Below are 23,563 nucleotides of genomic sequence, written 5' to 3'. Positions count from 1 at the left end.
TATAATACTTTTATAAAAAATAAATGAGAAAATATTTTATAGCTCACAGCAAAATTTTTCATCTAACTTTTAAGGAAAGGTAATATTTTTATAGTTAATAATTTTATTTTAATTTATTTCCTTAATTGATACAATCCTATTAAGTATCTTAACTCTAAGCTTATATTTTATGCTTCCAAACGAAAGGATTTTTCTTGATGCCTTAAATAATAAACACAATAAAATATTTTAAACCTAAAAAGTCTTAGGCATAACTGCTGCAGGATTTATTTATTGTTTTTTACAACTCTAAGAGCAATAAAGTTAAAAATTAAACATTAAGTTTAATTAATTCTAAAAGATTTACCTTTGCATTTAATGATGATTAAATCAGCAATTTTAAATCAACTTAAATGTGATGAAAAATGTAGTATTTAAAATAATAATCTTACAATGCTGATAATTGACTAGTCATGCCTTAAACTGCATTTAAATTATTTTAATGTTATAATATTATTTCATCATGAATGCTTCCTACGACTTGATATTGATCATATTTTTAATGACAATTAGTTACTACTACGTCATTAGATCAAAATTATTTTATCAATTCCATTAATGAAATAAGTGAAGAAAGTAATACAATCAAACTATTTCAGAACAATAGCTACAATTTATGCGGCTAAATGCGTTTATTAATAAACAAACAAATCGTAATATATTATTAAGCATCCTATCAATTACGTTATATTGCGATTTACTGGTACTATTTTGTCGGATATAATCACATCAATTAGAATTATTAACAGTTAGGTATTACTAAGAAAATTTGTATATCTTTAGAATAATTTATACATAATCAATTTAGTATTGATATTCTTTGGGCGACAATTTAATAAAAAAAATTAATAACTAAATCAAAATTATTTTGCTGCTCTATGACATTATAGAAATTTAAAATAAAGCTTTCTGCTAAGATGACCGCATTTTAATAAATCATTAGTTATCTTCGCTATATGTTTAACTTATACTTTTAGTAAGCTGCTTGTTTGCCGTCAGTATATCTCGATAGATATATCAAAAACCAACCTTAGGCTAAAATTATACCATTACGAATAGATAGTCATTAAGTAAAGTTTAGCCAAATTAGCAATTAGGTAATAAACAAAAATTTAAAATGACCAACTATAATACATCCAATTTATTAACAATAACATTATTAATACTGTTATTTACTAACTTGAGTAACTACTATTAATATTATTATATGCATTGACGCTTAAAGGATGGTTTAGTCTATAAAGACAAAATTATTGAATATAAAAAGCCTGACTAATTAGCTTTAGTATTATAAATGTATGAATAATGAAAAAGCTAGATAGCTAATAAATATTTATGGTAATCCACTATTACTACTTAATGATCATCGCTTGTGAATAAAAAAACCTATTATAGCAAATAATTAGGATAGACAAAAGGAAATCATTAGCTTTATAACTAACAAATTATTGTAGTTACCCGTGATTTATGCTAGCTTCCGATAAAAATATAAATAAAATAAAGAATAATTCAATTTATCTAACAATATCAAACTATACTAAATATAGTAATGAATATTAATCTTAGACAATAACTAATTTAGTAATTATAGTTGACTTACTCGCATCAAATATTTGATGGATAGAATATAAAAATAACTATTTTGTAAATTAATTCCTACAAAAACTATTAAATAATTACAGTAACAATTATAGGATAATTTCTAATATAATTTTACTTTGTACAACAATAAAATTTAATAATTTGTCGTTGATTTTCGCTAAAAACTGAGGAAATTAGTGATATCTGCTTAACTATCTAGCATTACGAAAGTTTTTATGCTTGTATAGCAAGTTACAACAAACAGCATCATCAGAAAATTTAAAACTAAGCTAAAGATTTTAGCTTAGTTAAAACCATCTTAAATTAACTTAGACGATATTATGCCAAGATTATTACATAAAGTAGAGGATAAGTAACAATGGCTATTAGATATTTTGCCGATAACCTTTTCTCTAAAAGTACTATATTTGTTACCGGTGGAGGTGGAACAATTAATTTAGCCATCGCTAAAGAAATTGGAAGTTTAGGAGCTAATGTTGTGTTGGCTGGCCGCACATTGGATAGAATTGATAAATGTCGCGATGAACTACAAGCCGCTGGAATAAAAGCAACATCTATGTACGTGGACGTGCAGAATATTACTACAATTGAAACTGCACTTACTAAAACTGAATCTTTGTATGGCCCGGTAAATATTTTGGTTTGCGGTGCAGCGGCAAACTTTCCAGCACCAGCCGAACAAATGACAGCAGAAGGCTTCGCTAAAGTCATCTCTATTGACCTGATTGGTTCGTTTAACGCATCCCGTGCAGCCTTTAACCAATTGCGGCAAACTAAAGGCAATATTGTATATGTTTCTGCTACCAACGCGATCATGCCCTTCGCTTTCCAAGCCCACGTAGGCGCAGCAAAAGCTGGAATTGATAGTTTAATGCGTGGCTTAGCGCTAGAATGGGGCAAATACGGTATTCGCTGCAACAGTGTATTACCAGGGCCGATTGAGAAAACTGAAGGGCTAAGACGACTTTTAACTGAGGACGATATTAAAGTATTGTCTGACTACGTTCCCATCGGCCGCTTTGGTACGGTGGAAGATATTGCAGGCGTGGTGGCGTTCTTGGCTTCACCACTAGCTGGATTACTGACTGGAGTAACTCTAATAGCTGATGGAGGACAATCTTTCTCCGGTAGCGCGATGCTAGCTGATATGATGTCGAACTACTGATGAATTCATGAAAAGATTAAAAAGCGTCAACATAGTAGCAATAGCCAAAAAAGTGTTAACTTAATTTGCATCCGATACTTCACTCACTAGTGAATACAGCAGTCGTGTTAAACATTAAAATTAAATAAAATTTTTTATATTGCTTTGAGTCGCTAAACAGCTATTGGCAAATGCTTTATAACATTTTGTTGAATAAATTGCAAAAACATAGATCAATAATCATTCCGAAAGAGCGTTTAGTTGATCTTTATATTCGATTTTTTACGCCCCAAAATGCTTTATTTTCTCTCTATGCTATAAAAATTACATAATTTAGTTTAGATTAGACGATATGTTAGTTAATACTGCCTTAGTGATTGCAACAAACAGTATGTATTTAGCTACAGATTATAGACTAAAAATTTTACTTTTGATAATAAAAGCAAGAATATGTTTGTATAGCACACATTGTCAATCTATTTAATGCTAAAGATTACAACTATATGAATTTTTCTACTGCTATTTATTTTTAGGTTAAGTGTTGAAGGATTTGTGAAAACAGATAAACAGCAAATCAATTATCAATTTATTCGCTGTTTATCTATAAGATTCTAGCCATTATTATAAAAAATTATTCTTACAGCTAATTATAATTGAGTTATATTAAAAATATAAAATATCTAAGCATTCATTTAATCAATAATTAATGAAAATATACTTGATATTAAATAATTTTTATCAAGATAGGTTGCTAAATTATGGTTGAGATAAATGTACTATAAAGACGAAGTAAAATAATTTATTCTACAAATTATTTTACGATTATTAGGCTAACAATCGTATTAGCTACATTGACAATTAAGAAAATTGTTTATCTTTTAGTTTAAAATCTATTTTGAAATGTTTTTAATCTAAAAACCTTGACTTTTAATTAAAAAAGGCATAGTATCTTTCTTTAAAGATTTTTTATTATTTTTTTTATTATTACGGATCTTGCCATATATTATATTTAAGATAAAGGTATGTACATTTCTAAAATTACTAGTAGATTAGCGCAGAATTATTCTTCTTTCAAAGAAAATTAAATAATCTTAATTGCAAACGTATTGCACGAAAGATTATGTCTTAATACTAATTAATTTCGGATATAAACTTTAAGGTTTAATAAAATTTTTACAGAATTAGCGGTAAGGTGAAAATTATTCGATGTTTTTACTCCTGCTAAAAATCATTATTAAGCTCAAGGAAGATTACTAGCTGCGCAAAAATTTACCTAAAAATATATATTCCAACTAACTACTTGAAATAACACAGTTATACTTTTGAAAATAAGCGCAGTTATCTGTAATAATGGATAATTGTAAAATACTAATTTATTATCTTTGATATATAAAATACAACACTCTTTTACCAAAATATACTTAATTATCAAAATGCTAAAATTAGATCCTACATTGCCAATAGCCTTACAGTATGAAATTGCTTTAAGGAATGTTATTTAGCTAATTACGAGGTGATACTGTTATTGTTTGAGAGTATTTAATTGTTAGATATAAAACTATCTATTCGATAATTACAGTCAATTGCGATAAAAATATCGACCTAATTGAATCAAACATTAGGAGTAAGCTGACAAGCAATCTTAGCTAAATATTCGATAAAATTATTAATACAAAAATGATTAAACTTAATAAAGAAAATTCCTTCTAATCTGGAATAGTAATAGAGTTAATTATTTTAGTAGTACTTTTGATAAAAATGATTATTATTATTTAGATAATAATTTGATTAAAAGATTAATCGCTCACAGTTTAAGATTTAATTAACTAATTTAACTTTTAAGTATTACAATTGCAAAATAGTCTGGCTATTCAATGCAATAATTATTTCCTTAATTGCATTAATTTTTAAAAATTTTTTCATTGCTCACTTTAAATACAGATAAATATATCTTTTCTAAATTTGGCATAACTGACCACAATTATAATAATTATTAAATATAATCTAAATACTCAAGGCTATAAGTGATAAGTCTAAAGTTTTCACAATAATGCATAATATTAATGCATTTTATAAAATACAAAGACATTTAAGAGCTATTGGAGTTGAGTAATGAATTCTGTGGGTATTTTAGGCTATGGGGCAGTCACCCCATTTGGTTTTAACGTAAATGACTTAACAGCAGGTTTACGTTATGGGCAAACGAAGATCCAAGAATTGAAAGATAGCGAATGGCCGAATGGTTCTCCATTGCGCACTGCAGCTTTAATTCCTACAATCTCTGATTCAGAATTATTGGATAAAATTTCTTTGCTTTTACCCAACATAACAAAGAGAATGAGACATGATATACTCAAAGCTCGTCGCTCCCTCCGCATCGGATTGCTTGCAGCAGCCGAAGCATTAGCTCAATACGGTAGCGTTGGAAAAATTAATGATAATCTAGCGTTAGTGGTAGCCGGAAGTAATTTATTTTCAGGAGCTTTATCCGAGGCTGAAGCAAGGAGATTGAGCCGTGCTTATCCATCTGCTCGTCATGGAGTGGAGATGTTTGATACTCATGCAGTGGCTCTGATTAGTGAAGTTTTTAGCTGTCGTGGATATGGTATTACTGCAGGGGCAGCTTCAGCTAGCGGCATAGCAGCACTTATCATAGGAATTGATCTGCTTAAATCAGGAAGAGCGGAATACTGCTTGATAGTTGGTATGCCGGCTGATCTAGGAGCTGCAGATTGGCTCGGTATTAACATGATAGGAGCTATGGCAGATAGTAGGATTTTACCTGATGATAGTCTTTGTCGGCCCTTCGACAAGGCTGCTTCTGGGTTTGTTCCCGGAGAAATGGCTGGAGCAGTCTTACTTGGCCAGCCTGAAAGCACAAACTTACGAATAACCGGTTCAGCACTGCGATTAAGCGGGTCATCCCAGCCCAATCCCAGCCTAGAAAGCGAAATTCGAGTGATGCGTGAAGCACTAATCTCTGCCGAGCTAGTACCGAAAGAATTAGATCTAGTTTCCGCCCATGCTACATCAACCCCTTTGGGTGATGCTACTGAAGCGGATGCTATTACTAAATTGATTGGCGAGAATACCTGCGTGAATGCACCAAAGGGACTAATTGGCCATGGTCTTAATGTTGCTGGCTTAGTAGAGACAATAGTGGTAGTTTCTCAGATTACTAATGGATTCTTACACCCCAACTTGAATCTAGAATCACCAGTCAAACCATTACGCTACATTGGAGCTGTAGCTATCGAACAATCAGTAAACAAAGTGCTGAAAAGTAGTTTTGGCTTTGGCGGTTTTAACGCATCCATAGTAGTGGAGAAGTGCGCATAAGTGTGATTTATTTATTTGTTAAAGAATTTTTCTGTTATACATAAATTAGGGTATACTAAAGATATTAATAAATATTTATTAATATCTTTAGTATTAATCATTTAACTATAATGCAATAATTATGATAAATTAAAAACTTTTACAAACTATTATACAGGATAGGAAAAATATTTTTTAATTTAAAACCATCAGCAGCCGAGAAAAGCTATTTCTCACTAGTATTGTGTTTTGCAAGTAGATTGTTTTATTATCATCCGAAGAATGCAAAAAAAAATAAAATATACTACACTTAATATAAGATATTTCTCGTATCTATTCGATTTTTTTATAAATCAATTTTTAAGAAAAAATGTTTTTCTCAAGCGCTATAAATTTCTAAAAAGGGAGATAGAGCAATATACGCCAATATAAAATTAACCGCTAACGATGATGCTGGAGTGTATGACTCTAATATTAAGATTTATTGTTAATGGTTAATCTTATAAAGTATTGATGAATTAACTAATGTTAGTTTTGGGGCAATAAAGAAATATAAAAATGAGTGGGTAAATATTAAGTATTAAAATAAATTAAGTAATATGCGTACTCTCAGTGAGAAATCATCTACTAAAAAATACCTTTACCTACAAGATAAATCTGATCCACGCTAATTATTACACATTTTATCTATATTTTATTATTGAATAATATATTCAAATTTAATCTATTGTTATTCATACATCAAAGAACAATTCTTCTTAATCTCATAAGATATTACCATATATATCCACAAGAAATGTAAGTCGTAATACTCTCAAGCTTGTGGCAAGATATTAGCGAGAATAAAATTCATTGATAATTTTTTCTAAGGCTTTGGTGAAAAACACTCAGCGCTTTGTATTTTATTGACTTTAACCAAAAAAAACCATTTTATGGTGAAGAATGTTAATTATGCGCTGCTTTATGCTCAATGAATTTAAAAACAAAGGCGCTTTGGCATTTTATTACTAAGTAATAATGTATTTGTACAGAAAAAATTTGCCATCAACCTAGTGTTGAAGTAGGATGATCGTGATTACCTTTTCTAAAACTTAGAAATAACAAACATTGTATAGCGAATCGTGCGTGTTATAAGTAGGTAAAAGTGAGTAGTGCAGCAAACATTACATAATCATTAATTTATAGTAAAGAGGATATCCCTGTGTAACTAGTAATTTACACAGGGATATCCTTAAACATCATAATTTAGGGAAAGAGGGATCAGGTATCGCCGAATGTTTTTTATGCCGGATGTATCAAATCGGGTGTTATTGTATAGTGCTTACAAAAATACTGAAAATTTCATGATTAAGCTATTTTAATCTAGGAGGCACTGAGCTAGCTAAATCAGCTACGATCTTGCTTGTGTTTAAATGGTAGTTAATGGTTTAATAAGTTTACTAAATCATTTAATTTATAGATATTTTAATGTAACTAATTTGATATTATTACAGTAATTACCGCTTAATAACACACTGGTAACGTTGTGCTATCGTAAAATGTATATGACGATATCCATAGATAATAATTCAAAGTAGGGCATTAACAAGATCAATTTAGTACTTCTGATATAAAATATCATTTTTTTAATGAGCGGATTGAAGTATCTTTTGGTACCGGAGAAATATACATGAGCGATTTAATCGGAATTAAGGCACTTGGTTTTTATGGGGGGCGCGCCTTTTTAGATGTAGGTGAACTTGCGATTGCCCGCGGTCTCACCCCTAAGCGATTTGAAAACCTACTAATGCGTCGCAAAAGCCTTGCAATGCCTTTTGAAGATCCGGTAAGTTTTGCTGTAAACGCTGCTAAAAGAGTTATTGATACGCTCGTACCAAATGATAAAGATCGTATTCGTTTGCTTATTATCGCAAGCGAATCCGGCATTGATTTTGGTAAATCGATGGGATCATATGTACACAAACATCTTGATTTAATTCCGCAATGCAGACAATTCGAAATTAAGCAAGCATGCTATGGTGGTACAGCGGCGTTGCGGATGGCTCAAGCTTGGATAGCATCAGAGGGACAAGCAATCCCGGGTGGAGGGATGGCGCTCGTAATCACTACTGATATCGCTCGTCCAGTTCGCTATTCTTATGCTGAGCCAAGTCAAGGATCAGCGGCAATCGCTCTTTTAGTCGGTAATGATCCACAACTGTTGGCGCTTGATTCTGGGGCAAGTGGTATACACACTTTCGAAGTCGCTGATGCTTGCCGACCAACACCAGAGACAGAAACCGGCGATGCTGACTTATCTTTGATCAGCTATCTAACTTGCATTGAACAAACCTTTGCTAGATATCGTGAAATAGTAGGTAAAATATCATTTACTAAGCATTTTGCTGGACTTGCATTCCATGCTCCATTTGGAGGCATGGTAAGAGGAGCACATCGTACATTAATGCGCAAGTTAGGCGTAAAAGATCAAGCAGAAATTGACGCTGATTTTGCTGCCAGGCTGATGCCTTCGCTGATTTATTGCCAAGAAGTCGGTAATGTTTATTCAAGTACTGTATTCCTCGCACTAGCAGGCATCTTAGACTTACTAGCGAATCGACCTGGTGTTAGGATAGGTCTCTTCTCTTATGGATCAGGCTGCTGTTCAGAATTTTATAGTGGAGTTGTACCTAATGGTGCGGTAGAAACACTAAAAATGACTAGTGTATCTGATGCTCTTGCAGGTCGCCAGCATATTGGCGTATCGCGTTATGATAATATTATCGATAGTTCTCCCAGCTTAGCTGGGATACGTGATGCTACGGTTGGCAGAACGGTTGCAAAAAATTCTGTCACCGACATTTACGATAAAGAGTTTGCTGAAAAGTCTTTGCTTGTGCTTGAGCGAGTGGAAGGATATAGGAGGATTTACTCTTGGAGTTAAGTGACGTATCTAGCAAATCTCCCATTAGACAAGAAGTGCGAGGCGCAATGCTATTGGCTACTATGGATAAGCCAGAGACAGGAAATACTTTGAATGCAGCTATGATTCAATGCATGCATAAAATAGTAGACCGTTTTGAAGTGGATTCTGCACTTAAAGTGCTTGCGCTATGTGGCCGAGCATCGATTTTTTGCGAGGGCATGGATTTTAATGAAGCTACTACTACTGAAGTTAAAGATATGTCTTCTCTGCGTAGTAGAATATTGCCTTTTTGGCAGCTCTTAGCACGATTTACCTCAGTACCAAAAATGGTAGTCTCTGTTATAGATGGTAAGGTTAGTGCAGGTGGTATAGGTCTTGCAGCTGCTAGCGACTTAGTGATTTCTACTAATCGCTCAAATTTTCTTCTGTCAGAATTGATGTTTGGCCTATTGCCAGCAATCATTGCACCATTTCTTGTGCGTAGGATTGGTTGGCAACCAGCATGGCGCATGACCTTGACAGCTAAAAGACTAGATGCAAAGGAGATGCAAGCTCTTAATCTAATCGATGATCTTGCCGATGATTTAGACGACGCTCTTCGCCGACTAATTATTCGGGCTAACCGTATGGATACCGGTGCGATTGGGGCAGCAAAAGCTTATTTCAACGCATTAGAACCAATTGATACGATAGCAGAGCGTCGAGCAGTAGATGCAATTTGCGCCCGTATATCTGACCCTCAAGTAATGGAAGGTATACGCCGTTTTGTTGACGGTAATGGATTACCGTGGCGTAAGTCTTCATAATTAGGTCTGAAAACATATGTCTCCTTGACTTACGAACCATATTTACATTCAACATCCAGTTTTCACAATGAAATTATTTTAGATCGTCTACCAGATGAGATAATTAGTTTTTATCTTTGCTGTCAATAGAATTGCTCTGAATATAAACTTAATACAAAAATATCAACAATAAAATGTACAGGCAGCAAGCGATATCAAAACATAGTTTGTAATAATAAATAATTAAGCAGTGTAGCTGATGTTTAAAAAATAAGTTAATCAATTTCATAAATAAAATAAAACTTACAAAGCCATGCAGACTTACCTTTGCTTAATATTTTATAAACATTAAGCAATTTAATTCATGTGAATAACTTAAGCTAAATTTCTCTAAAAAAAGAAATTACATTTTATGTTTGTAATAAATTGAACTAATTATGAAATTTCATTTTCAATGAAAAATACTAATTATTATAGTGATTAAGAAGCACCCACCCCTTCCCAAACTAGTGAAGTTTATTACTCTAATCAAATGTTCGACCGCATGTAATATCGCTAGAAAAAAAAATATTAGTATAAAACTTACCTGTTTGAGATACTGTTATGCTAAACAACAATTAAATAATAGGATAATTTATAGTTTGATAATGCCATTACAGGTAGATATCCTTTAATAAAGTTACACACCCTAGCACGAATAACAGTAAACTATAATTATAATAGTTATTTTAGCTTGATATAAATTAATATTATACACATCCTTGCCAAAGGCGAGGAATAAACAAGCTTAAATCTTATGGTATTACAAACCTACTAACCTTGATTGGTCATTATAATTTGCTAATCTCCTACTATAGAATTTACACAAACTGTTAATGTATAGGCACAATTCTTTTCTCGCTTATGTCTATACATTAACATCTTTTCGTTTTATTTGCTCTGTATAATAATCTATATATCATCAATAGGATAGCTAGATTATTTCAATACTAAAAATAACTTCATAACAAAATTAAATAAAAGCATCATTGTCAAAACAAAAGCTTGTCCACTCAAGATATTCATAATTAGCCCCCAAACTATCAAAAATTTCATATCTTTATTTAGTAGTTTTATTAACTAGCTTATTTAAGCAATATGCTGAATTAATTACACCTAGTTAGTAAGTGTGCTCAACAAGTAATTCAAAGTATAGTACGAATGATAGTTAAAATAAGTTAAAAGTAAAAATAAATAATGAAATCCAAATAATTTCCATTATATCATGCAAATAAAATATTCCGTATTACTATCAATTAGTTAATTGATCGAAAATAATAAAAATACAAAACTGTGCTTTTATGCTAAAGTAAATCAGCTTAATTTAAACATTTAAGTGCTACAAGTAAACGATTACGACGTTTTTGAGCTTCAAGCAGACGATCTTTATTATTTTGGATCAATGTTGCTGGTGCTTTAGTGAGAAAACCTTGGTTTTCAAGCTTTTTATTAATCTTTGCTATATCGCATTCTAATTTTGTAATCTCTTTATTCAGACGCAAACGCTCATAGGAGTTATTACTAGATTTTTCGGTTACCGATAGTATAATATTTGCCTCGTCTATTATACGACAAGCAATAACACCATTATTTACTGTACTACTTGTTTTGATTGAAGATATTCGAGATAAATAGCTTATTAAATTATTATACTTCTTCACTAGGGCAATAGTTCTATTATTGGCGCCAACAAGTAACAGATCAGGCTTTACAGAATGTAACATATGCATCTCTGATCTCATGGATCGAACTTCGGAAATAAACCGTGCTAACCAATCAATTTCTATTGATGCACTAGGGTCGATTAAATCCTTGCTGAGGCATGGCCAAGGACGCGAAATAAGAAGCTGATCGCTCTCCTCTCCAAAACTCGCCCAAAGCTCCTCCGAAATATAAGGCATGATAGGATGCAATAAATGCAGAGCCCGGTTCAACGTCCAAGCCATAGTTTGTCTAGTTTCAGTAACAACTATTTGCTCAGCACTATCGTATACAGTTTGTAAAATTGGTTTAGTAAATTCTATATACCAGTTACAAAAAGTGCCCCAAAAAAACTGATAAATCATTGATGCAGCCTCATTAAACTTACAAGCATGAAGTGCGGCACCTACCAATTCAGCAGTTTTAGCAACTTCACCAACTATCCATCGATTTACAGTTTCGATACACTTCGAAGGATCAAAATAGCTACTTGCTTTGCAAGCATGTAGCTCGCAAAACCTAGCAGCATTCCATATTTTTGTAGCGAAACTACGATAAGCCTTTACACGTCCTTCATCAAGCTTAATATCATATCCTTGAACAGTCATAGACGCTAGTGTAAAACGCAATGCATCAGTTCCATACTCATTAATCAAATCTATCGGATCAATGACATTGTTTTTAGACTTAGACATTTTCTTACCCCTAGGATCTCGTACCAAAGCATGTACATAAACAGTGTGGAACGGAACTTCATTCATGAAGTGCAGTCCCATCATCATCATCCTAGCTACCCAAAAAAAAATGATATCAAAGCCAGTAACCAGTATGTCGCTGGGATAATAACGTTTTAGCTCTAATGTTTTATCTGGCCATCCGAGAGTGGAAAATGGCCAAAGTGCAGAAGAAAACCAAGTATCGAGCACATCTTTTTCACGAATTAATTCAACAGCTTGCCCATAATGCTGTTTGGCAGCAATAGTAGCTATTTCTTCACTTTCAGCAACAAAAATCTCACCGTCAGGTCCATACCAAGCTGGAATTTGATGTCCCCACCACAACTGACGAGATATGCACCATGGTTCGATATTCTTCATCCATTCAAAATAAGTATTCTCCCAGTTCTTTGGAACAAAAACAGTATTTCCTTTCTTCACAGCTTCTATCGCAGGCTTTGCAAGACTTAGAGCGTCACAGTACCATTGATCAGTCAGTAAGGGCTCTAACGGTACGCAACCTCGATCTCCATAAGGTACAGCATGACAATACGGCTCAATTTTTTCTAGCAAACCAGCTGATTCCATATCAGCCACTACGACCTTACGAGCAACAAATCTATCCAATCCACGATACTTATCTGGGACATTATCGCCAATGTGCCCTCTAGTATCCATGATATTAATTATTTCAAGATTATGGCGTTTGCTAACTTTTAAATCATTGAAATCATGTGCTGGGGTAATCTTTACAGCGCCAGAACCATTTGATGGATCAACATAATTGTCAGCAACTATGGGAATGCGTCGACCAACCAAAGGTAGGATAGCGTATTGTCCAATCATATCTTTATAACGTTTGTCATCGGGATTTACTGCAATAGCAGTATCGCCCAACATTGTTTCTGGCCGTGTGGTGGCAACGACAATGAACCTCCTCGCATTATTCTCCAAAGGATAACGAAAATACCATAGACTACCGTCGACTTCTTTTTGTTCCACTTCTAAATCAGAGATAGCAGTCCCCATTTGGGGATCCCAATTCACCAAACGTTTATCGCGATAAATCAAACCTTTGTTATAAAGATGCACAAAGGCCTTAATCACTGCTCTAGATAAAACCTTGTCCATGGTAAAACGTTTTCGTTCCCAATCAGGGGTTATTCCTAGACAACGCAATTGCTTAATAATTCTCTCACCAGAGAGAGCTTTCCACTCCCATACTTTATCAAGAAAAGCTTTACGACCAATATCTCGATGATTGACGCCCTGCATACTTAGATTGCGTTCCACCACAATTTGAGTAGCAATACCAGCATGATCTGTACCTGGCAGCCAAAGTACATCACGGCCCATCATACGATAATAGCGAACTAGGATATCTTGCACCGTCATAGTTAAAGCATGTCCCATATGTAGTTTGCCAGTAATGTTAGGTGGTGGCATCATAATGGTACAAGGTAGAGCCTTTGAGTCAGGGTTACATGGAAAAGTATTAGATTTTTCCCAAAGGGGATATAATCTAGACTCCACGTCTGCAGGAGAATAAGTTTTTTCAAGCATCTACTAAAATCCTTGATACAAGAGTATCAAAAACTGTTTAAACAAGTAGCTAACTATCTTTAGGGCTTAAAATCCAGCCGAGAAATTACATGAGAAAATTCTACTAAAATGCCAAAAACTAGTTAAAAACAGTACCTTTATCAATCGTGCATAATATCATATGAGGAAGAGCTTGATTTCATTACAAATTAAAAGCTTTTGCGCAAATTACATCCAGCGGATGCTGCAAAAGCGATTCAGACAAATCTAAAAATATTATTTTTTTCTGATCAAACATAATATAATCTACAATATTACTTAAACTATCGATTCTTAATAGCTAGCTTTAAAAGCACCAAGATTGTAAAAAAGTACATATAATCTTACTAAGACTAGGGCAGTGGCATTAAATGATCATAGTTCAAATTTGAGTTGGCTACTGGACGCATATTTATCGTCTAGTTCTTCTAAGTAGGGATTCATTAATAATATTGTCAAAAAATATTTTTCACAGTAAGGATTCCTCTCTAAGATTATTTTCTGCAATTTTTACTGGCGTATCTTATAACTCTATATTAATTATTCATCTAACTTTAGATTCATAACCTTTATATTCTATTGACGCAAGTCGTTATTGAAAAATATTCGATCCAATAAAACTACCCTACTTTCATACAACTAAAAGCAAGTTACTAATAATCGCAGCTAAAACATTATCAAGAATTATTTATGTACTATGTGTTTGATGTTTATAAGTTATTTGTGTATTTAAGTAAAAGTTTAGGACATACCTAAAACTAGATTAAATCTATTTGAAATATAATTTCACGCATAAATATAAAAAATCTTAATAAGTTTTTATATTGTTTAGTATAAATTATATAATCAATCTGTTAATGTCGAAGTAATGATATTAAAAAGTAATGCAAATAATAAATCTATTTATATTAGATTTTTGTTACATTAATATAATTAAATAATTATTTATACGCAAATATAATTAGTAAAATTTATCGTAGATAATTAGTAATTTTAGGTAATTACTGCATAATTCTCGCTTTGTTTGTGAGAAAATGCTAAATTAAAATAGTATAAAGAGATCAAGAAGATATAACAGTTGTAGATTCTGTTTTTCACTCAATATTAAAGTTAACTTACTGTTTTAACAGCGCAACTTTTATGGTATTAATTAGCTTAATGATTCTTCATGTTATCTATAAAAGCGATAATAAGCAAGTAAAAGTTAAAACAATATAATCATTTGACTTAATTTTCTTTAAAAATGTACTCTTTTACAAATTTAATCAGATTTAATAGTAAGTGTCAAGATTGTATCAATAAAAGAATAACCAAGCTATAACTTAATTTTACATTAGTTTATAAACGTTAATAAATAATCTATTGCTTATCTAAGTTAAATAGGTTAAATTGAACTAAATCGCCCAAGTAATTCTATCGGCTACTGCTATACATGGCATAATTTATAAAATAAATTCATTGCCGAAATTTTTATTGTACTTTAGTTAAAAGCTAACTGCTTATCCTCATATTAAAAATCTTCTTATATAAGCATGTCATTGTTAATCTTCTTGCTCAACACAATAATAATTAAAATATTTTACCAGATTATTTACTCCTCGATCGCCAATTTACTGCAATTTCCATATATCTAAATTAAAGTTAGTGTTAGCTAATAAAATTAACTTTTTAGCATTTTTACAACGAGTATAATCCTTCGGAAAAGGATGGGGCGAGTGATGGGTTTTGAACCCATGACCTCCAGAGCCACAATCTGGCGCTCTAACCACCTGAGCTACACCCGCCATTTTATTATATTAAAGTTTCAACAATATACCTTTATTATTTAATAAATAGCGTATCCTTAACTATAAATACTAGAACGGAGATTTTTAGATCAATTATCGAATTTGATCAAGGTAAGAATTAACGTTAATTAACTACAGTGCTAAGCGTTGATGATATTTTATCAAAAAGTCAATCATTAAGTATAAAATTAAATGTTGATAATTTGATGGGCAATCATATGTTTACCATATAAAATTAAAGTGATACAAACCAGTAAAATGTGCTCTAACTATTGTAATCCGAAACATAAAATTAATTTTACTGACTTATAATGTCTATGAATAAATTTGTAAATTATTTACAATGACTTATTAAATTTGCAATATGTTAATTACCTGATGTCTTCAGTTGCTTAATAAGGTATTAATCCATCAAATATACCAAGCAAACCTGTATAGTAGCTGGTCTTAGTTGTGTGAACAACGCTTACCTAACTCTAATGATCTTCGCAAATTATTCAGGGTGATCCGCAAAACAAATTTGGCCATTAATCTCAACACAAGCATATAATCACTTTAATTAAGAACATTGAGCTTACCAGCACACCAACTGCTGATAGGTGTTATTTAACTAACTAATAAATAAATTTTCAATGATTAACTTATACAATACTAAATATAATACAGTAAAATTTACTAGCTATAAATTTCAGTTATATCTAGATTGAGACAATATGAATAAAAAATTATCTTTACTAGCACATAAAGATACAGAAACCTTCACTGTAAAATATATCTTGATAATTTTAAACTAGAAATTCTAATTTTTATTGCTTAATGAGTTGACATATGGCCTAAATATAATTAAAGATTAATTGTAAAGTTTGGGGATTTTTCAATGAAAAGAACCTACCAACCAAGCGTTCTTGTGCGCAAACGTCGTCACGGTTTTCGTTCTCGAATGTCCACGGTAGGTGGACGCAACGTGATACGCGCTCGTAGGGCAAAAGGTAGAAAGCGCTTATCTGCTTAAATCTTTGTAACTTGCCGGGTGCGACTGACTTGCATTAGCGCTACGAACTTAAAAAAGTTATCAATCAATTAATAAACTATTTGTAAATAATTAATTATGCTCACTCGAACCAGCAATAAGCTGGTAAAATTTTAAAAAATATTCCATACAACTATGTAAAATGGTTATTTTTATTTTTTTAGTATATTCCAATTACCTGAATAAATTGTATTTCAGGTAATTCAGTCTGGAAGAATAACTTTCACTTAGATTGACGGGCATATTGGGAATGTTTACTTATATAATACGCAGCGTTGTACTTTGTTTGATATATTTATATCGATACATTATGTCTCCGTTATTTATTAATTGTTGTCGATATCAGCCAACTTGTTCAATATATACAATTGAGGTAATTAGAGAATATGGTTTATTTCTCGGTTCTTACTTGGCCATTAAAAGATTATTAAACTGCCATCCGTGGGGAAATTTTGGCTTTGACCCCGCCCCAATTTTTATTACACATATCTATAGATTCAAAGAGAAGTCTATTAAGTGGACTTCAATCTTTTTTTTAATTTGCCATCAGTCGCAATTGCCAAAGCATTATACAATCAAGATGAGTAGCGTAATTATTGCTACTACCATTTCTTTGGCAATAATGCTTTTGTTTCATTTTCTTACCGAAGAAGTCCATTGAATTAAAATTCAATCGACACTGATCTTTAGACGATCAGTGCAGCATTTAATCTAAATGCTAATTTAGATTAAATGCCCTTTGAAAAAGCATAACAAAAACAAAAACTAATATAAATGAGAATTTTTTTGCGTTATCAAAAATATCGATAGTTTTTTAAATATATATAAAATAACGATTATATCATGATTTATATATTGAAAATGCTAATTGTAAATTTACGGTATGCAGATTATCGTAGTTTAAAACTAGACAATATTTGATTTTCTAAACAAATTAATGTAATCTTATAGAAATTTTAGTAAATCTGTGCTGTGTGATCTATCCGGCGCTATAGTGATGTTTGTTGTAATATAATTATCTCAAAAAACATAAAAAATCTTATTAATCAAACCAATGCCTGGACTTGCTGATTCACTAATAAATATAGTGTTACCTATAAAAGATAATTTCAATAATATAATCGTAGTTATAATTTCTAAGCCAAAGTTTAGCTATTACTTAACATTAAAGTAATTAAACTAAAAATAACATGTCTTATTTAAGTATTATCAAATTTAACCAATAATATCAGCTTAAATTAAGCTGATATATCTAGAAAAGGCCATAATTTAATAATTAACAATCGTGTTAATTATATTTTTTTTGATTAAGCTAAGATTAATTATCTTTAGTTACCATATAATATTTTAATGTTAGTCTGCTGCATGTTAAATTTTTTATTACAAAAATCCTATCGATTAATCTCACCCAATGATTAACCTGCAACTTCTAATTTCTACTACATGGTTGCTTATAAAACAAAGTGATATATTTTTGGTTGATGTTTTAACTTGTGGAGAATAATTCCCTGGTCTATGTCTGCAGATAAAATAAACTGGCAAAAGCAGAAAAAAAAACGCTCAGCATTTTATAGGAATTCTGCTTTTTACTTTGTTACTTTGTGCCTTGGTATAGTTTTTGCTGTTGTTGTTAATATTTTTTGGCGAAGCTATTCAGTAAGCCAGAAGTCAAATAATTCTGCTGCTTATGCCAAAGCGACAGATCTTCTTCAGCAAAATAAACCTCGTGAAGCTGCAAAAGCCTTTGCTTCTCTGGCTGATTCGTGCAACGGTGGCTGTACTGTTATTGCACGATTTAGTGAAGCTGCGGCCCTGCTTAAAGCAAATGAAATTTCTCGCGCCGCAAACACATACATGTTAATCGCTAACAATTCTTCTGTTCCAGCTCCTTATGGGGACCTTGCTCGCTTATATAGTGTGCAAATAAGAATTAATACGGCTGACGTGATGGCACTACACAGAGACATTGCTCCACTATTAAGCAATCATAATGCCTGGAAAACGCTCGCGCTAGAAGCAGAAGCTGCGATTTTTACTAGGGAGGGCAACATCAACTCAGCCCGTAAAACTCTAGAAATTATTATCAAAGATCCATCCACCCCAAGCAAGCTACGCCAACGTACTAACGAACTACTTAACGCCTTGGTAACGTGAAAAAACTGCTGTGATCAACTCTAATATCCATTTTATCTTTTGTTTTTATCTCATATCTACGATTTCTCTTGTTGGATGCAGTAATGATAATTTTTTTGGAGAAAATTACAATACCCCTCTTTTAGGTGAGAGAATGCCCGTGTTGCAGCTAGCAGAAAATCTGCACAAAGACTCTAGTCTCATTAATACTCAGATGATTCTTCCGCGTTCTTATGTAAATGCTAATTGGTCTCAGACAGGTGGCAATGCATCAAAGATGCTTGGGCATATAAAAGCTAGTAATAAAATAATTAAAATGTGGTCAAAATCAATTGGTAGGGGCGGCAATGCAAGGGTCTCGTTACTTAGTCAGCCGCTAGTAATTGAAGATATTATTCTTGTTCTTGACAGCGAGGCTAATTTGCGAGCGATCCGTGCAAATAACGGTAATACTATCTGGAAACGCTCTCTGCGTCCAGAAGGCGAAGAGAGCGCTGTTTATGCCGGGGGAATAGTGGCAGACAGGAAAAATGTTTATGCTGCCACTGGCTTTGGGGAGATAATCTCTTTTGCCATTAACAACGGTACAGAAAATTGGCGTGCACGAATGCCAGGATCAGCGCGTGGTGCCCCTACTATCGCTAATGGACGTCTATTTGCAGTAACTCTTGAAAACAATGCAATCGCCCTGTCAGCCGCTAACGGCTCTAGAATTTGGGAACATCAGGGGATTACTGAAGTTGCTCGCTTGCTGGGAGGTAGCGCAGCACCAGCTGTTTGCGGATCTACTGTGCTAATACCATATTCATCTGGTCAGCTTTTCGCCTTGAGAGTAGAGACGGGTAATGTTGTTTGGTTTGAAAACCTGTCAAGCGTACGTGCCTTCAACGCTATTTCTCGCTTAGCAGACATTTATGCTAGTCCAGTGATTGATAACAATGTCGCATTCGTAATCAGTCATGCTGGACGTATGTTAGCCATCGATATGCGATCAGGACAACGAATTTGGGAGCGTGCTATTGGTAGCACTGCTATGCCCTGGGTTGTAGGCGATTATATTTTTGTCGTCAGCTTATCTGGTGAGGTGTTAGCTATGAACAAAATAGATGGGCGTATACGCTGGGTACAAACGCTTCCTCGTTTCAAAAATATAGAAGATCAAAAAGATCCAATTAGATATGTTGGACCAGTTATGGCAGGCGATAATTTGCTAGTTGGCTCATCGGACGGTTTTCTTTATTTAATTTCTCAATATACTGGCCAACAAGTTAAGAAAATCACGATAGGCGATCCAATCTATGTTTCTCCAATAGTGGCCGGAGGAAAAATTTACATCCTTGACAACAACGGGCAAATTCATGTTTTTCGTTAAGGAATGTGCAATGGTAATTACAGTTGCTATCGTTGGCCGACCAAACGTAGGTAAATCGACGTTGTTTAATAGACTAACTGGGAGTAAACAAGCACTTGTCGATGATACTCCAGGACTAACCAGAGATCGTCGCGAAGGAGATGCCAGAATTGCTGATTTAAAATTCCGCATTATTGACACGGCTGGCTTAGATGAAGTACAGAATCACAGTCTAAATGGTCGTATCTGGCAACAAACCAAGATCGCAATCCAGCAAGCTAATATGATATTGATGGTTATTGATGTTCGCGCTGGAGTAATGCCTTTGGATGTTCACTTTGCTAATTGGCTACGTAAAACGAACATACCTATTGTACTACTTGCTAATAAATGTGAAACTTACGGTAATATACCTGTGCTGGGCGAAGCCCACAAGCTGGGATTGGGCGATCCTATAGCTATATCAGCTGAGCACAATAATGGATTTTACAAGCTATACAATACTATTTATTCCCGCATTAAAAATGCTCCAGATTTAGCAGCTGAATATCTTATTCCCTCTAATCATCTCAAAGAAATTGAAGACAATCGAGTATTAAAAATTGCTATTGTCGGCCGTCCAAATGTTGGTAAGTCAACTCTAGTGAATCGCCTAATAGAAGAAGATCGATTGCTAACTGGTCCAGAAGCTGGCATTACCCGCGATAGTATCAAAGTGCCATGGAAATACAGCGATCGTGAAATTCATTTATTTGATACAGCTGGATTACGTCGCAGAGCCAAGGTAGTGGAAAAACTTGAACGTATGTCTACAGCCGATAGTATACGTGCTATACGTTTTGCGGAAGTAGTTATTCTAGTAATCGATGGTAAACAAATGTTGCAGAATCAAGATCTTGCCATCGCTAATACAGTGTTTGAACAAGGACGTAGTATGATTATAGCAGTGAATAAATGGGATGTGGTTCCAGACAAAAAGAAGGCTAATCAACATATAAGCGAACAGCTTCGCACTTCACTTGCGCAAGCACGAGGAATTCCGTGGATTGCTGTTTCTGCTCTACATGGTAAGAATCTTAATAAGTTGTTAAAGGCTGTTTTCGATATATATAAAATTTGGAATACTCGCATTGCTACTAGCCGACTAAATGTGTGGTTAAAAAACATGACAGAACAACATCCTCTTCCATTATCTAGGGGAAGAAGGTTACGTCTCCGTTACATAACACAAGTAAATTCTCGTCCGCCAACATTCGCAGCTTTCATTAACCAGGCTAACGAACTACCTAAAAGCTATGTCAGTTATTTAATCGCTGGATTGCGTGATGAATTTGGACTCACTGGTGTACCGATCAGACTGAATCTGCGTACAAGGAGCAACCCTTATACAAAATAATTGATAAATAACTTAGAAAATCTAAGATATGTTGATGAACCGCAAGAAAAAAATTAATATTAGTAAGATGTTAATAATTATCTCAATTACGTAATAATAGTGCAATAAAGTTATTTAGGATAATATATTTAAAATATTGATGATTTTTGTTTCATGGCATTAATAGTGTTTAACAAAAAAAGGTTAAAGTGTTAACTGCCAGGTACAACCTGTAGTCTAGTTTAAAAAAATTTACATTACCTTTGTTAATACATCACGTATTTGTATTGTAACTAAGATGAGAATTTTAATAAATTACTCAATAAAACCTAACAGCAATATTTTTTAAAATTCATATATTATCGAATAGGTCTTCTTATTCTTAAAGTTAAGCTATATGTTATTACAATGTACGCTTTACAGTTATTGAAGGTGCTAATCATAACGACATTGCGGCTAAAAATTTTAATTTCTTCCCAAAAATCGCTTTATGGCAAGACCTATAAACTGCTGATTAAATCTTGGTTGATTTTTGAGAAAATCTATCTGCAAATTAAATTTAATAATATCTTAGGTCTTAAATATAATAAGGAAATTCGGATCAAGCTAAGTGTTTAATAAACATTTAGCTTATTTCTTCCTAAGAATATCATTGCTTAGTCTAATCGAATACTGATACTAACTTTAGTCTACTGATACTAACTTTAGTCAAAATTTTTTTTTGATAACACCATAAGCTAGTTGTGTGTGCATGTAAAATAAGACAAAAACAATTTATTATTAAATATTCGCACATGAAGTTAAATAAACGCACATAAATTTGTATACAATAATACTATGCCAAAGAATGTATTCTGAATTAAATCGCTAAAATATTAAACTTATTTTATACTAAAATAAGTTTAATATTTTAGTACAGCGATTTTGATTGAATTTTAAAATAAAAATATATTTCTTAGGGGAAATAATGGTTATTATTTAGCACCAATATTTACTTTGATTGATATCCAGAGTATTTTATCATGCCTGGTCATATGGATTAAAACAGTTTACTATTTTATAGTGCGGTAATTAGTAATAATAAAAAAAATCACAATCTTTTAAATTGAATTCAGCAATTATTATTAAAATAATTTAAATTATGAGGAATGGGGAAGATGAAAGCGAATATTCATCCAAAATATCATCAGATCAAAATTATTATGACAGACGGTACTGAGTATATGACTCGCTCAACCTACGGCAATCCTGGTGATATTATGAAATTAGAAATCGATTCTAAGTCACATCCAGCGTGGACAGGTCAACATCGTATCATCGATAGCGCTGGACAAGTTGCACGCTTTAACAAGCGTTTTGCTGGTCTGGGCGTATGATTTTTAAGCAACATTCTTTTAAAACTTTCTGAATGGTCACTGTTAACTTGTATTATATTAAATAGTCTAGTTTTTGTGCTATTTGGCTGGAGTTAACTTACATAGTCAGAAGTATAGTACTAAATGCTAAAGATCTAGTAGGATGATAACAATTATGCAAATAACTAAATTTAGTAAATCAAACATAATTTCCTTATTAAAAGCTGGGTAATATAATTATTTCAATAACTATAACTTCTTAACTCACTGACTTTTACTTTAATTTTTGTTTAAGTTGCTTCTAGTGATATTTTTTAGATGGTGTTCTTTAAGGAAATCTGATTCTAGCTGCATACTACTCGTATGCAGCTAGAATTTGCAAAAGAATTAAAAATAAACTTGTAACCCATAACTTAGTTATTTGGCTAAAAATATTTGATATTTTTATCATCATTGTCTAATGATGATAAATCATAGCACTACTAAAATAGAATAGTATAACTATATCTTTAGATGATTTATTTAGCAATTACAATAAAAATATCTTAATTTGTAGATCGATCATTTGCTTAATTAACAATTTTAGGTATTTAGTATATTTTATTCTTTTATGTTGTATTCTTTTTAAGATTTTAACGAAAGTAATTTCATTGTATAAATGAAATACTCGTAACTTCTATTTTTAGCTTTTAATGCGGGTAT

11 protein-coding genes and 1 tRNA gene are annotated in these 23,563 nt (G+C 32.6%); 10 read left to right on the top strand and 2 right to left on the bottom strand.

Going from position 1 to position 23,563, the window contains the following annotated elements:
- The first annotated feature begins 1,999 nt into the window (after positions 1-1,999).
- The 4 genes from A1OE_RS01240 (at position 2,000) to A1OE_RS01225 (ending at position 9,814) form a co-directional block, all read left to right on the top strand.
- The gene (locus A1OE_RS01240) at positions 2,000-2,806 is read left to right on the top strand and encodes an SDR family oxidoreductase (protein ID WP_015088114.1); all 807 of its coding nucleotides are present in this window, start codon (positions 2,000-2,002) and stop codon (positions 2,804-2,806) included.
- A gap of 2,091 nt (positions 2,807-4,897) precedes the next feature.
- Positions 4,898-6,124, top strand: a complete 1,227-nt coding sequence (locus A1OE_RS01235; protein ID WP_015088110.1) for a beta-ketoacyl synthase N-terminal-like domain-containing protein — start codon at positions 4,898-4,900, stop codon at positions 6,122-6,124.
- Between the two features lie 1,648 nt (positions 6,125-7,772).
- On the top strand, positions 7,773-9,026 hold the full coding sequence (locus A1OE_RS01230) for a hydroxymethylglutaryl-CoA synthase family protein (protein ID WP_015088108.1): 1,254 nt from the start codon (positions 7,773-7,775) through the stop codon (positions 9,024-9,026).
- Entirely contained in the window at positions 9,017-9,814 is a 798-nt protein-coding gene (locus tag A1OE_RS01225; RefSeq protein WP_015088107.1) for an enoyl-CoA hydratase-related protein, read from the top strand. Before A1OE_RS01230 ends, A1OE_RS01225 begins: the two co-directional genes overlap by 10 nt.
- A 1,337-nt stretch (positions 9,815-11,151) precedes the next feature.
- Here the strand turns inward: A1OE_RS01225 and A1OE_RS01220 are convergent.
- Both A1OE_RS01220 and A1OE_RS01215 read right to left on the bottom strand, forming a co-directional pair.
- A complete protein-coding gene (locus A1OE_RS01220; protein WP_015088103.1) occupies positions 11,152-13,812 on the bottom strand; it encodes a valine--tRNA ligase in 2,661 nt (886 codons plus the stop codon).
- A gap of 1,725 nt (positions 13,813-15,537) precedes the next feature.
- A tRNA-His gene (locus tag A1OE_RS01215) sits at positions 15,538-15,614 on the bottom strand.
- 880 nt (positions 15,615-16,494) lie between these two features.
- Between A1OE_RS01215 and rpmH the strand changes: the two genes are divergently transcribed.
- From rpmH to rpmE, 6 genes are all read left to right on the top strand, one after another.
- On the top strand, positions 16,495-16,629 hold the full coding sequence (gene rpmH, locus A1OE_RS01210) for a 50S ribosomal protein L34 (protein ID WP_015088102.1): 135 nt from the start codon (positions 16,495-16,497) through the stop codon (positions 16,627-16,629).
- A 268-nt stretch (positions 16,630-16,897) separates the two neighbouring features.
- The gene (gene yidD / locus A1OE_RS04565) at positions 16,898-17,308 is read left to right on the top strand and encodes a membrane protein insertion efficiency factor YidD (RefSeq protein WP_081581156.1); all 411 of its coding nucleotides are present in this window, start codon (positions 16,898-16,900) and stop codon (positions 17,306-17,308) included.
- Positions 17,309-18,138: 830 nt separating this feature from the next.
- Positions 18,139-18,801 carry a tetratricopeptide repeat protein gene (locus tag A1OE_RS01205; protein ID WP_237737660.1) on the top strand — a complete coding sequence of 221 codons (663 nt, stop codon included), beginning with the start codon at positions 18,139-18,141 and terminating at the stop codon, positions 18,799-18,801.
- Positions 18,802-18,934: 133 nt separating this feature from the next.
- Complete coding sequence (locus A1OE_RS01200; protein ID WP_148276832.1) at positions 18,935-20,152, top strand: outer membrane protein assembly factor BamB family protein; 1,218 nt, start codon at positions 18,935-18,937, stop codon at positions 20,150-20,152.
- Entirely contained in the window at positions 20,139-21,527 is a 1,389-nt protein-coding gene (gene der, locus A1OE_RS01195) for a ribosome biogenesis GTPase Der (RefSeq protein WP_015088097.1), read from the top strand. Before A1OE_RS01200 ends, der begins: the two co-directional genes overlap by 14 nt.
- Before the next feature lie 1,136 nt (positions 21,528-22,663).
- Positions 22,664-22,882: a 50S ribosomal protein L31 gene (rpmE, locus tag A1OE_RS01190; protein WP_044283207.1), complete on the top strand. Its 219-nt coding sequence runs from the start codon at positions 22,664-22,666 to the stop codon at positions 22,880-22,882.
- The last annotated feature ends 681 nt before the right edge of the window (positions 22,883-23,563 follow it).

Origin of the sequence: Candidatus Endolissoclinum faulkneri L2, from assembly GCF_000319385.1 — a bacterium.
In the GTDB taxonomy this organism is placed as follows: Bacteria; Pseudomonadota; Alphaproteobacteria; order Thalassobaculales; family Thalassobaculaceae; genus Thalassobaculum; species Thalassobaculum faulkneri.
This window is presented reverse-complemented; position numbering and strand designations above follow the sequence as displayed.